Below are 12723 nucleotides of genomic sequence, written 5' to 3'. Positions count from 1 at the left end.
CTCCCCACCTGGGCCCCATGGGCGCGAGGCAATAGAGTCGGACCCACACAGTCAACGAACGCCACGGTCGCACCCCCCACGGCGGCGGCCGCGGACTGACGCGATAGGACGGTTGCGCGATGAGCGGTACGGACACGGACGCCAGGATGCGCGTGCTGGTCTACAGCGACAAGGGAGACACCCGCGAGCAGGTGCGGATGGCCATCGGCCGCCGTCCCGCCGCCGATGTCCCCAAGGTCGAGTTCGTCGAGTGCGCGACCGCACCCGGCGCCCTGCGAAAGCTGGAGTCCAAGGACCCCGCCGAGCGCATCGACGTGGCCATCTTCGACGGTGAGGCCGCGCCCACCGGCGGGATGGGCCTGTGCCGTCAGGTCAAGGACGAGATCTACCGATGCCCTCCGGTGCTGCTGTTGGTAGGACGGCGCGACGACGGTTGGTTGGCGACCTGGTCGCAGGCCGACCAGGTGGTGAGCCACCCCATCGACCCGATCGCGCTCGCCGAGGCCTTGGCCGAACTCATGCGTGGGCGCACGACCGCGCTCAGCGGGTGACCCGGTGGGGCGTGCAGAACACGGCCGCTCGATGGCCGCGAGGGGCGACCGGGACAGGGACACGCACCGTCGACATCCGCTGGTCGGAGCCCTCGACCACGGCGTCGGTCTCAAACGATGGCCCGGCCACGATCGGCGATGGCGCGTGCGCGCCATGTCCTGACCCCTTCCGACCAAGACCGTCGAACGGGGCGGGCACGCCTGCGTGTCCGCCCTCGACGGCCTTTTGTTCCCACGCCTCTTTTCGTTTGGAGCCCAATGAACGTCCCCACGTCGTCGGCCGCCCCGGCCGAGAACAACGCGGTCGATACCGACTCCCACTCGGCCGTCGACCAACGCACCTGGTCCAGCCTGATCACCGCCCTGCTGGGCGGTGTCACGCTGAGTGCCTCCGACACCGAGTGGGCGATGAACGAGATCATGTCGGGCTCGGCCACCGACGCCCAGGTCGCGGGGTTCGCGATCGCGCTGCGCGCCAAGGGCGAGGGGGTGGCCGAGGTGACCGGTCTGGCCCAGGGGATGCTCGACAACGCCGTGCGCATCGAGGTGCCCGGCCCCACCCTGGACATCGTCGGTACCGGCGGCGACCGCGCGCACACGGTGAACGTGTCCACCATGGCGGCGATCGTGGCCTCCGCCGCGGGCGCCCGAGTGGTCAAGCACGGCAACCGGGCCGCGTCCTCCTCGTGTGGCACGGCCGATGTCCTGGAGCGGCTCGGCGTGGTGCTGGACCTGCCTCCGGAGACGACCGTGCGGGTGGCCGAGGACGCGGGCATCACCTTCTGCTTCGCTCCGCTGTTCCACCCCTCCCTGCGGTACGCGGCCAAGCCTCGCCGTGAGCTGGCCGTACCGACCGTGTTCAACTTCCTGGGACCGCTGACCAACCCGGCCCGGCCGACCACCTCGGCCATTGGCGTGTTCGACGAGCGCATGTGCGAGGTGATCGCGGGGGTTTTCGCCCGTCGTGGGTCCTCGGCGTTGGTGTTCCGGGGCGATGACGGCCTGGACGAACTGACCACGACCACCACTTCCACGGTGTGGGTCGTGGGTGAGGGACGTGCCCGCCGTGAGCGCTTGGACCCGGCGGACCTGGGCATCGAACGTTCGGCGCCCGATGCCCTGCGCGGTGGTGACGTGGAGTTCAACGCCCAGGCGGTGCGTGACACGTTGGCGGGACGGCCGGGGCCGGTGCGTGAGGCGGTACTGCTCAACGCCGGGGCCGCACTGGCCGCCATGGACGGGATCGAGGGCGATCTGGTCGAGGCCGTGCGCGCGGGCTACCAGCGGGCCGCGGCCGTGGTGGACGACGGTGAGGCCGAGCGGACACTACAGACCTGGGTGCGGACCAGCCAGGAGGCGGCCAAGACCGCCTGAGGGCGACCGGGAACGTTTTCGAGAAGTGAGGGCGCGGTGGACTCCTTCCACCGCGCCCCTTCGTGTGTGCCCGACCGAGGTCGGCCGGGAACGGACCTACCAGCCGATGGCGAAGGCCGATTCCAAGTCGTGCTTGGAATACGCCTGGAAGGAGATGTGGGTGTCGGAGGAGGTCACGCCGGGCACCTTGTTGACCCGGCCGGGGATCACCTCGGCCAGGTCCTCGTGGCGACGTACGCGCACCACGGCGATGAGGTCGACGCCACCGGTCACGGAGTAGACCTCGCTCACCCCGTCGATGTCGGCGATGGCCTCGGCGACCTCGGGGATCCGGTGGACGTCGGCCTTGATCATGACGATCGCGGTGATCACTGTGCCTCCTGGGCGTTCTTGGTGCGGAACGGAACGATTCCCGACTCGTGCGCTAGTGGACGTCGGAGAGCCGCGTCCCGGAGCGCCAACGCAGCCGGTAGACGAGCAGTCCCGTGATCACCCCCGCGACGAACCCGTAGACGTGCGCCGCGTAGGCCACGTTGGATCCGCCACCTGGGGCGGTCGAGGATGTGACGTAGAGAAGATACTGAAGTGCGAAGTAGCTGCCCACCACGGCCCACCCGGGCAGACGCATCGGAATGACCCAGAACACGAGCGTGGTGACCCGGCTGCGGAACTGGACCACGAGGTAGGCACCGAGTACGCCGGAGATCGCACCGGAGGCCCCGATCATGGGGACGCCCCCGTCCTGGTCGACCAGCGCGTGACCGTACGCGGCGACCAGCCCGGTCACCAGGTACAGCGCCAGGAAGCGGACCTTGCCGATCCGGTCCTCGACCACCGGCCCGAAGACGAACAGGTAGACCATGTTGCCGAGCAGGTGCATGGCCCCGCCGTGCAGGAACATCGAGCTGACCACCGAGAACCAGACGACCTTGCCGTCGATGCCCCCGCATTCGGGTGTGAGCGGCTCGGCCAGGTCGACCCGACCGAGCATCTCGTCGGGGATGGCCCCCCAACGCATGAAGTAGGCGTCGATGGCGCAGATCCGCTCGAAGAAGTCCACGGGGTACCAAACGGCGGTGGTCGCCTGTGGAGAGAGCAGATAGACCAGGACGTTGACCGCGATCAGGCCGTAGGCCACGATCGGTGCGCGGCGGACGGGGTGGTCGTCATTGAGCGGGATCGCGGCCATGGGCCCAGTGTGTCATCCGGGTGTGCGCTTCGGCGCTTCGCAACGGGCATGTCCACTCCCCCTCGATTTCGACCAGACGGGTACCGGGCGTGGTGAGCCAGTCGAGAATCAGTTCGCCTTCCTCCGCCGTGGCGTTGGGAACCGGTCCGATCCCGGCCGGGACCCGTTCGGCGGTGGCGGTGAGGGAGTTCAAGAACGCGGTGGGCTCGGTGCCCGGGGTCAGGACCGCTCCCGCGGCCAGGCGGCCGTGGCGGACCACGATGGTCTCCCAGCCGGTCTTTCCCGGTCGGGAGGCGACCAGGTGCGGCACGACGGAGAGCGCCCTCAGGCGTTGGGCACGACGGGCACCGCGTAGGAAGGCCACCAGGCGATCACGCAGGCTCGCCGCCTCCTCGTAGCGCAACTGCGCGGCCAGCGCGCGGATGCTGTCGGTGAGGGCGTCCACGACCACCGACGGATCGGTGGTCATCGCGGTGCGGGCGGCCTCGGCGTGGACGGTGTAGGCGTCCAGGGGTTCGGTCCCGTCGCAGGGGGCACCACAGCGACCCAGTTGGGCGAGCACGCACCTGGCGACCACACGTTCGGGTGGGGCGAAGGTGTGCGTGCACTGACGCAGCGGAAGCGCGTGCAGCAGGGCCTCCTTGGCCGCGTCGGCGTCCCTGGCCGAGCCGTAGGGCCCGATGTGGGGGGCCTCGTCACGGACCGCGCGGACCACCGACAGGCGTGGGTAGGCCTCGGTGGTGAGCCTGACCCAACGGGCGTTCTCCGGGTTGCGGGAACGGCGGTTGAACGGGGGTTTGCGTTCGGCGATGATCCGCAATTCCCGAACGGAGGCCTCCAATTCGGTGGTGCAGACGATGGGGGTGACCGCGTGGACCAGCCCGGCCATCTCACGGATTCGGCGGCGGGATTCGGCCGCGGTGAAGTAGGAGGCCACCCGACGGCGCAGGTTCTTGCTCTTGCCGACGTACAGGCTCTGCCCCCGAGCGTCGGTGAACACGTACACGCCCGGACTCTCGGGCAGACCGTCCGCGAGGTGGCGGCGGGCCCGCTGGGCCCGGGTGGCGGGCCTGGTGACCGCGCGCAACTCTTCCAGGCCGGTGATCCCCATCGGAGCGAGCCTGGCGATGAGTCCGTTGAGGACCTCGACGGTGGCCCGGGCATCCTCCAGGGCCCGATGATCGGGGGTGACCGAGGTGCCGAAGAAGGCCGCGAGCGTACCCAGTCGGTGGTTGCGGACCTGGGGCACCGGGAGCAGCGCGCGGGCCAGGCGCAGGGTGTCCACGACCGGTGGTTCCGGCCACTCCAGGCCCTCGCGTTCGCAGGCCGCCTTGAGGAACCCGATGTCGAAGGGCGCGTTGTGGGCGACCAGGACGCTGCCGGGGTCCGCGGTGAGGAAGCCCAGTAGGTCCGGCAGGACCTTCCCGATCGGAGGGGCCGTGGCGACCATGGACTGGGTGATGCCGGTCAGGAGGGTGATGTTGGCCGGGATGAGGACACCGGGGTCGACCAAGGTGGTGTACTCGTCCACGATCCGGCCACCACGGACACGCACCGCTCCGATCTCGGTGATCCGGGAGCGGGAGGCACTGGTTCCGGTGGTCTCCAGGTCGACGACGACGAAGGTCACCCCACTCAACGGGGTGCCCAGGTCATCGAGGCTGGTCTGTCCGGTCAGGGGTGCCGCGGGCTGTCGAACCACCCGGTCAGGGTAGTCCGAGGTGGTGACCGAATCCTTCCGGGAGCACGTTCGTCCCATCCGACATGGAAAGATATGGATGACCCGGGTGATCACGCGGCCAAAGACGCGGGGACCCGACGACGACAACGAGGAGGAACCGTGGGGATCGCGATGCCGAGTGACAGTGAGCGGTGGCGGTGCACCGGGTGCGGCAACCTCACACGGTTCGACGTGACCCGCACGCTCCGCTCCCAGGACTACGTGCACCAGGAACTGTCCGGTGTCGGCGCCGTGGAGGAGCGCACCGTGCTCTCGGAGACGATCGAGCGGGTCAAGTGTCGGTGGTGCGGTGCCACCGACAGCGTGGAGATCGTCCCCCGTCCCGACGCCGAACGGTCGGTCTCCGACACTTCGGCGGAGAGCTCGACGGGTCGCTCATGAGCGCCCGGCCGGACTCGGAGGATCCCCCCGAAGGCGACCGGCTCGCACCGGCCGAGGACGAACCGGTCGAATCCGGTGACGGCGACCAGGCCGAGCCCGCTGACGACGCGGAAGGGCTGGTGCGTCCGCTTCCCGAATCGGTACGCCTACGGGTGGTGGAGTACGGCTCCGACGTCTTGGGGGGGATGCGTCCGTCCGATCTGCCGCCGTCGCTGCGTAGGGTGGCCAAGTTCGAGCCGCGCCGCCGCGCCAAGTTGGCGGGGCCGCAGATCGCCGCCCGGTTGGAGAGCGACGCGGACTTTCGTGGCCGGGTCGCCGCCCGGGTCGAACAGGTCTGGCCCGAGGTCGCCGAGGGCGTACGCGCGGGCGTCGTTCCCCCCGCCGCCGACCCGGTGGCGGTGGCGGCGGTCGCCTACCTGCTGCGCCCCGAAGGCTGGTCACGGATCATCGAGGACATCCACCTGGAACTGGAGCGTCGGCACAGCGCCAAAGAGGTGGACGAGGTGGCCGAGGCCCTGGAGGAGGCGCGTCGGGAACTGCTGGAGGTCCGCCGTGACCACGACACGGAACTGGCGCGCTTGCGTGCCCAGATCGGTGAACAGCGCAACGAGATCGCCGAGCTGCGCCGCAAGGTGCACCACGAGCGTCAGCGCGCCAAGGCGGCCAACACGCAAGCGGAGCAGGTCCTGACCGAGTCCCGAGATCTGTGCGGTGAGGCCGAGGGCCGGGCGCACGGTCTCGAGCTGGAGAACCGGCGGCTGCGCTCGCGATTGGCCGATGCCCAAGCCCAGGTGGAGAACGCCCGCCGAGCCGTTCGTAGCGGACGCAACGCCGACGAGGCGCGGCTACGGGTCCTGCTGGACGTGTTGGTCGAGGCCTCGCACGGACTGCGCCGGGAACTGGCCCTGCCCACCGGTCTGGACAGTCCCGCGGATCTGGTCGCCGAAGCCCGGGAGGAACTGCGTCGGGCGCCGCTCGGTGGTCTGCCCGACGACGACCCGGGCCTGCTGGCGCACCTGCTGACCGTGCCGCGGGTACACCTTCTGGTGGACGGTTACAACGTCACCAAGACCGGTTACGGGACCATGCCCCTGATCGACCAGCGCAATCGGCTGTTGGCCTCCCTGGAAGGTCTGGCCAGTCGGACCAAGGCCGAGATCACCTGCGTGTTCGACGGCGCCGACGTCGACACTCCCCCGGTGCCGCCCAGCCGTCGGGTCCGGCTGTTGTTCAGCGCCCCGGGAGAGACCGCCGACGAATTGATCATCCGACTGGTGCGGGCCGAGCCCCCGGGCCGACCGATCGCGGTCGTGACCTCGGACAAAGAGATCGTTCAGGCGGTGCGTCGTTGCGGCGCAAGGGCGGTGCCCTCCCCCGTCTTCCTGCGACGACTGGACTGAGGACACCGAAAACGTGACCACGGTCACCCGCACGCCCGGTGGTGGGGAGCCCTCTCGTGGTTGAGAGGGGAAGGACGGTCCGCTAAGTTCTTCCCGAAGCTGAGTGCTTCGTCGGATAGAAGGCCACCCTTGCGCCTGCCCACCCCGGCGAAGACCCGCGCACTCGTGCTCCACCCCGAGCCCGGCGACGGGCCACCCCTGACTTTCGTCTCCCAGATACCCCTGCGGACTTCCCAGACTCAAGGAGCGTGGACCGCCATGAAGAATTCCGGTGGTCGGCGTACGGCTCGCCGAATCGCTACGACCGGTCTCGGTGTGGTCGCCGCCGGCACCTTCATCGGCCCCGGCATCGCCCATGCGGAGCCGACCCAGGACGAGGTCGAGGACCGCATCGAGGAGTTGAACCAGGAGGCCTCCGAGGCCGTCGAGTCCTTCAACCAGGCCGAGGAGGACTACGAGACGGCCAAGGCGGCCTACGACGAACTCGATGAACAGGTCGGTGACGAACAGGAGCGTTACGACGAGCTGCGCGAGCAGGTCCAGCAGTTCGCCAACGCCACCTACCAGGGCGGCGAGCTCAACTCCACCACCAACATCCTCACCTCCGAGGGCCCCGAGGCCCTGCTGGAGCAGAACGCCGACCTGAACTACCTGTCGGAGGCCCAGCAGGCCCAGCTGGACGACTTCGGTGACTCCTCCGAGCGTCTGTTCGCGCTCAAGGACGAGGCCGAGGCGGCCCTGGAGGACGCCGAAGAGGCTCTGGAGGAGGCCGAGGAGACCAAGGAGGAGGTGGAGAGCGCCATCGAGGAACAACAGGAGCTCCTGGCCCAGTTCCCCGACGCCGACGCCTCCACCGAGGGTGCCGATGACAGCGCCGGTCAATCCCACGCGGGTAGCGGAAGCGCTTCGAGCGCATTGGACTTCGCCTACTCCAAGGTCGGTCTGCCCTACGTCTATGGCGGCACCGGTCCCAACGGCTACGACTGCTCCGGCCTGGTCCAGGCCTCGTGGCGCGCCGCCGGTGTGGACCTGCCCCGCACCACCTACGCCCAGGCCAACCTCGGCACCCGTATCTACGACATGAGCGCGCTCCAGCCGGGCGACATCATGTTCTTCTCCGGTCAGGGCCACAACGGCCTGTACGCGGGCAACGGGCAGATGGTGCACGCTCCGCGCACCGGCCGTAACATCGAGGTCGTAGGACTGGCCGCCTATTGGGCCGGCCAGTTCGAGTTCGCCGTGCGCCTGTAACGCACCCCATGTCCACCGAGGCCGTCGTCCTTTCCGAGGCGACGGCCTCGTCGTTTCCCGACCACCACCCCAAGGTTCGGCGATAACGGGGTTTCGGACAGGCCAATCCTTGCGCCGGAACGTCACGAAACAGTTGAGCGCGACCCAAGAAATGCACTAGTGTTCATCGCTGAGCGTGGTCGCTCCTCTTCACCGAACCCCGTCGGTGACGGCCACGCCCGGGTCGGGCGCCTCCTTGATGCCTTTCGGTCGTCCCCGTCGACCCTGGCCCGCCCGGCGCACTCCCTTGAACCCGAACCATTCGGGGCAAGGGGAGAAAGGTGTAGCCAGTGTCCGCATTCCGTGGTGCCCCCGGCCGTCGCGCGGCCGTCATCGCCTCGATCTGCCTCGGCGCCTTCCTGTTTCCCAGCGCCGTGGCCCACGCCGAGCCGACCGCCGATGAGGTCCGGGAGGAGATCGAGCGCCTCGAAGAGGAGTTCATCGAACTCAACGCGACCTACAACGAGGCCAAGGAGACCCACGAGGCCGCCGAGGAGAAGTTGGAGACCCTGCTCGAGGACATCGAGGAGGCCGAGGAGGTCGTCGAGGAGCTGAGCAGCGGTGTGCGCAGCCTCGCCAACGCCGCCTACACCGGCGTGGACCTGACCTCCCCCACCCAACTGATCGGCGCCACCGGCCCCGAAGAGGCCCTGGAACACCAGGCCGACCTGACCTACCTCTCCGACCAGCAGCGGGCCGGCCTGGACCAGTACCTCGAAGAACTGGAGCACCTGGAGTCCCTGCGGGCCGAGGTCGAGGCCACCGAGGAGAGCGCCGCCGAGGCCCTGGCCGAGGCCGAGGAGGCGACCGAGGAGGCCGAGGCGGCCATCGCGGAGCAAGAGGAACTGCTCTCCGAGCTCACCGCCGAGGAACAGGCCGTGGCCACCGAGAACGTCAGCACCGACACCGGCGGTGGCGGCGGCTCCGGTGGGGGCGCCAGTTACACCGGCCCGGCCTCCGGAAACGCCCGGGTCGCGTTGGACTTCGCCTACGCGCAGATCGGCAAGCCCTACATCTGGGGCGGTACCGGTCCCAACGGCTACGACTGCTCCGGCCTGACCCAGGCCGCCTGGCGCGCCGCCGGGGTGAGCCTGCCGCGCACCACCTACGATCAGATCAACGCTGGCCAGCGGGTCTCCTGGGAGAACATGCAGCCCGGCGACCTGATGTTCTTCTACGGCGCCAGCCCCAGCCACGTGGGCCTGTACGCGGGCGACAACGTGATGGTGCACGCCTCCACCTCGTCCCGCCCGATCGGCACGGTGACCCTCAACGACTACTACCGGGCCAACTTCGTCGCCGCCGTGCGGCCGTAGCCTGGTAAGACCCCTGGGCCCGTGGTGAACGACCACGGGCCCTCTTCGCGCCCCTAGACTCGCTGACGTGTCGCGAACCCTGATCATCACCAACGACTTCCCGCCCCGTGCGGGCGGTATCGAGTCCTTCGTGCACGAACTCGCCCTGCGTCGCCCCGCGGGTTCGGTCGTGGTCTACTCCTCCTCCCCCGGCGTGGCCGACCAGGCCGCCGATCCCCACTTCGACCTGCGTCAGCCCTTCCCCATCGTGCGGGACGCCGCCAAGGTGCTACTGCCCACGCCTCGGGTGGTGCGGCGGGCGCGGGTCATCGCCGAACTGGAGGAGTGCGACTCGGTGTTGTACGGCGCGGCCGCCCCGTTGGGGCTGGCCGCCGAGCGACTACGCCCCTTAGTGCGCCGCCAGGTCGCGATCACCCATGGACACGAGAGCGGGTGGACGGTCCTGCCAGGGGCCTCCGCGACGTTGCACCGGATCGGCGAGAACGTGGACACCGTCACCTACCTGGGTGAATACACCCGCCGCCGACTGTCTCGCTCCCTATCCCCCACGGCCACGTCACGAATGCGGCGTCTGGCCCCCGGAGTGGACACCGACCGGTTCCGCCCCGGCAACGGCGGCGAGGAGGTGCGCGAGCGTCTGGGGCTGGGGGATCGGCCGGTGGTGGTCTGTGTGTCGCGCATGGTGCCGCGCAAGGGCCAGGACATCCTGATCCGGGCCTGGCCCCGGGTCCTGGCGGACGTACCCGACGCGATCCTGCTACTGGTGGGGGACGGTCCGTACGCGTCCCGGCTCCGCTCCGCCGCCGCGGGATCGGACTCGGTGCGCTTCACCGGACCGGTCCCGGCGGAGGAACTGCCCGCCCACTACGACGCGGGCGACGTGTTCGCCATGCCCTGCCGGACCCGGCGGAGTGGTATGGACGTGGAGGGCCTGGGGATGGTCTACCTGGAGGCCTCGGCCAGCGGTCTCCCCGTGGTGGCCGGTGCCTCGGGCGGCGCCCCGGACGCGGTCTTGGAGGGCGAGACCGGACACGTGGTGGACGGTTCGATACCGGGGCCGACCGCCCGCGCCCTCATCCGACTCCTGAAGGACCCCGAGCGCGCCGCTGTGATGGGTGCACGCGGCCGGGAATGGGTGAGTCGGGAATGGACATGGGACCGGACACTCGAACGTCTGGACGGCCTTCTGGGCGGCTCCTGACCCACCTCCTCGTCTCCGTCCCCTACGACCCTTCGCCGTGAACGGACCCGGGGGTTCCGGAACCATCGGTGATCTGGGGCTCCCCGGTGGCGCTGTGGGCCAGCCACTCCTGCCAGGAGCGCTGGTAGTAACCCCAGCCGTTGTCCCACTCCAGCTCCCGATCGGTGCCGGTGGTCTCCAGGATGTCGCCCATCAGCGCCTGGTCATGGAACCAGCGGGCGTCCTCCACGGACATGTTGGTGCAGCCGTTGGAGGTGTCGGCACGACCCAGGTTGTCCGAGTTCCAGGGGGCCGCGTGGGTGAACTCGCCACTATTGGAGGTGCGCACGGCCCAGTCCACGTCCAACCGGTAGTAGCCCGGTTCCCCCTCGTCGATGCCCACGGTGGCGGAGTCCATCACCAGGGACTCGTACTTCTCCATGGTGAGGTGGACCCCGGAGGTGGTGGTGTTGAAACGCTCCTCCGCGGCGCCATTGCTGACCGGGATGGTACGGACGGTCTCGCCGTCCACCGTCACCTCCATCTCGTGGTCGGGCACGTGCATCGTGGAGACCATCTCGCGGCCGACCTCGAATTCGATGCGGTGGTCCTTCACCCCGTAGACACCTTCGGAGGCCTCCACCCCGGCCAAGCGCAGGTCCACGCTGATCCGCTGGTGGGGCTCCCAATACTCCTTGGGCCGGAAGACGGCCATCTCGTCGGTGACCCAGTTCCAGGCCCCCTCGGTCACCTCCTCCGCGGTGACTTCGATGGAGTTCTCCACCTGTTCCTTGTTGGTCACCGGTAGGTCGAAGTTGACGATCACCGGCATACCGACACCGACGGTCTGTCCGGACGTGGGGAAGTTGGAGACCAGTTCGAGACGCCGCCCCGGGACCGCCTCCAGGGTGCTGAACTCCGAAACGGCCTCGGTCTCCTCACCCTCGGGATCGGTGGCCGTGGCGGTGACGGTGACATCGGCTCCGGGCCATAGGTTCCAGTCACTGCTCCAGGCGTCACCGGCCTCACTGAAGGTGCCGGTCTGTTCGAAGAAGGGTCCGCTCTGCCCATCCCCGTCGCCGGAAGCGACCTCCTGATCGATGCGCACATCGGTGATGGTGCCCTCGTCGACCTCGACCCGCACCGGGACGTTGGGAGCCACCTCGGTGGCCCCGGATTCGGGGGTGATGGTGATCAAGGGTCCGGAGACCTCCGGCTCGGAGTCCTCTACCCGCGGAGAAGCGGGATCGCCATCGCCTCCGGGGGTACAGGCGGTGAGCAGGACGAGCGCCGCCAGAGCGAACGTTCGCGGGTGGACTCGTCTCTTCACACGGATCTCCAAGATCGGTCCGACGTGGTGGGGATGAACCGGGGTACCCGGACCCTCGGGTCACGCTAAGGGAAAACCCCGGTGACCGACACCGGGTCCTGTGGACCCGACACCGGCCACCGGGGTGATGACCATCGGATTCTACCCGGGGACGTCCTCTGCCCTCGAAGAGCGGAGCGTCCCCTGGGCGATCTCAGTGCTGGAACTCCTTGCGGTAGTACTCGAAGACCCAGCCGATCGTGGTGAGGATGATGGCGAGGAAACCGACGAACGCCATCCACCAGCCGATCGTGATACCGACCGCGGTGAAGGCGATGGACAGCGCGACGAACATCGGCCACCAGCTGTGCGGGCTGTAGAAGCCGTACTCGCCGGAGTTCTCGGCGATCTCACCGTCCAGCCGTTCCTCGGGCGGCAGACCGTGGAAGTGCTCGCTACGGCGAGCCGCCTGCCAGAGCCAGTAACCGAGCATCCAGCCGAAACCGATGCCCATGATCAGGACCGTGGAACCGACCCACTCGACCTCGCCCGTCTCCAGGTAGGACCAGTAGACGTACAGGGCACCGACCAGACCGAAGAAGGTCGAGATGCCCATGAACAGGTAGGCCTGCATCTTCATAGGGGCAGTCTCCTACTTCTTCTCGGCACCGGCCGCGACGGCACCGGGGGCCGCTGCGTACGGGTGGTTGAGGTCGAAGGCCGGACGCTCGGACCGGATCCGCGGCAGCGACGTGAAGTTGTGTCGCGGTGGCGGGCAGGACGTGGCCCACTCCAGGGAGTTGCCGTAGCCCCACGGGTCGTCGACACCGACCATCGGCGCCTTCTTCGCGGTGACGTACATGTTCCAGAAGAAGATGAGCGTCGAGGCCGCGAGCACGAACGACGAGATCGAGGAGATCTGGTTGAGCGTGGTGAACCCGTCAGTGGCCAGGTAGTCGGCGTAGCGGCGCGGGAAGCCCGCGGCGCCCAGC

At 68.9% G+C, this 12723-nt stretch carries 12 protein-coding genes and 1 pseudogene; 7 read left to right on the top strand and 6 right to left on the bottom strand.

The annotated features are described in order from the left end of the window. Positions 1–119 precede the first annotated feature (119 nt). Both D472_RS0118420 and trpD read left to right on the top strand, forming a co-directional pair. Complete coding sequence (locus D472_RS0118420; RefSeq protein ID WP_017605942.1) at positions 120–551, top strand: hypothetical protein; 432 nt, start codon at positions 120–122, stop codon at positions 549–551. 258 nt (positions 552–809) lie between these two features. Next, a complete protein-coding gene (trpD, locus tag D472_RS0118415; protein WP_017605941.1) occupies positions 810–1925 on the top strand; it encodes an anthranilate phosphoribosyltransferase in 1116 nt (371 codons plus the stop codon). A 96-nt stretch (positions 1926–2021) separates the two neighbouring features. Here the strand turns inward: trpD and D472_RS0118410 are convergent, their stop codons facing one another. From D472_RS0118410 to D472_RS0118400, 3 genes are read right to left on the bottom strand one after another with little or no spacing between them, the layout of a single operon-like run. Next, entirely contained in the window at positions 2022–2297 is a 276-nt protein-coding gene (locus D472_RS0118410) for an Lrp/AsnC family transcriptional regulator (protein WP_017605940.1), read from the bottom strand. Between the two features lie 52 nt (positions 2298–2349). Beyond that, entirely contained in the window at positions 2350–3114 is a 765-nt protein-coding gene (locus tag D472_RS0118405; protein WP_017605939.1) for a rhomboid family intramembrane serine protease, read from the bottom strand. Further along, the gene (locus D472_RS0118400; RefSeq protein WP_017605938.1) at positions 3092–4816 is read right to left on the bottom strand and encodes a DEDD exonuclease domain-containing protein; all 1725 of its coding nucleotides are present in this window, start codon (positions 4814–4816) and stop codon (positions 3092–3094) included. The genes D472_RS0118405 and D472_RS0118400 overlap by 23 nt, the downstream gene beginning before the upstream one ends. A gap of 138 nt (positions 4817–4954) precedes the next feature. Between D472_RS0118400 and D472_RS0118395 the strand changes: the two genes are divergently transcribed. The 5 genes from D472_RS0118395 to D472_RS0118375 all read left to right on the top strand — a co-directional run bounded on the left by D472_RS0118395 (position 4955) and on the right by D472_RS0118375 (position 10443). Next, positions 4955–5236: a hypothetical protein gene (locus D472_RS0118395; RefSeq protein WP_026117836.1), complete on the top strand. Its 282-nt coding sequence runs from the start codon at positions 4955–4957 to the stop codon at positions 5234–5236. After that, the gene (locus D472_RS0118390) at positions 5233–6636 is read left to right on the top strand and encodes an NYN domain-containing protein (protein WP_017605936.1); all 1404 of its coding nucleotides are present in this window, start codon (positions 5233–5235) and stop codon (positions 6634–6636) included. Before D472_RS0118395 ends, D472_RS0118390 begins: the two co-directional genes overlap by 4 nt. 258 nt (positions 6637–6894) lie before the next feature. Then, positions 6895–7887, top strand: a complete 993-nt coding sequence (locus tag D472_RS0118385; RefSeq protein WP_017605935.1) for a C40 family peptidase — start codon at positions 6895–6897, stop codon at positions 7885–7887. A 329-nt stretch (positions 7888–8216) separates the two neighbouring features. Continuing rightward, positions 8217–9242: a C40 family peptidase gene (locus D472_RS0118380; protein ID WP_017605934.1), complete on the top strand. Its 1026-nt coding sequence runs from the start codon at positions 8217–8219 to the stop codon at positions 9240–9242. A gap of 67 nt (positions 9243–9309) precedes the next feature. Then, complete coding sequence (locus tag D472_RS0118375; RefSeq protein ID WP_017605933.1) at positions 9310–10443, top strand: glycosyltransferase family 4 protein; 1134 nt, start codon at positions 9310–9312, stop codon at positions 10441–10443. Between the two features lie 22 nt (positions 10444–10465). Here D472_RS0118375 and D472_RS0118370 read toward each other — a convergent pair whose 3' ends face one another. The 3 genes and pseudogenes from D472_RS0118370 to D472_RS25930 form a co-directional block, all read right to left on the bottom strand. Beyond that, the gene (locus tag D472_RS0118370) at positions 10466–11752 is read right to left on the bottom strand and encodes a L,D-transpeptidase (protein ID WP_017605932.1); all 1287 of its coding nucleotides are present in this window, start codon (positions 11750–11752) and stop codon (positions 10466–10468) included. Between the two features lie 193 nt (positions 11753–11945). Further along, positions 11946–12371 (bottom strand): cytochrome c oxidase subunit 4, encoded by a 426-nt coding sequence (locus tag D472_RS0118365; RefSeq protein ID WP_017605931.1) that lies wholly within the window; start codon positions 12369–12371, stop codon positions 11946–11948. A 12-nt stretch (positions 12372–12383) separates the two neighbouring features. Then, positions 12384–12723 (bottom strand): annotated as a pseudogene (locus D472_RS25930) (cytochrome ubiquinol oxidase subunit I); the annotation flags it as partial.

It is taken from the genome of Nocardiopsis alkaliphila YIM 80379, from assembly GCF_000341005.1.
Taxonomy (GTDB): domain Bacteria; phylum Actinomycetota; class Actinomycetes; order Streptosporangiales; family Streptosporangiaceae; genus Nocardiopsis; species Nocardiopsis alkaliphila.
The sequence above is the reverse complement of the archived record's forward strand: the minus strand, read 5'-3'. Positions and strand labels throughout refer to the sequence as shown.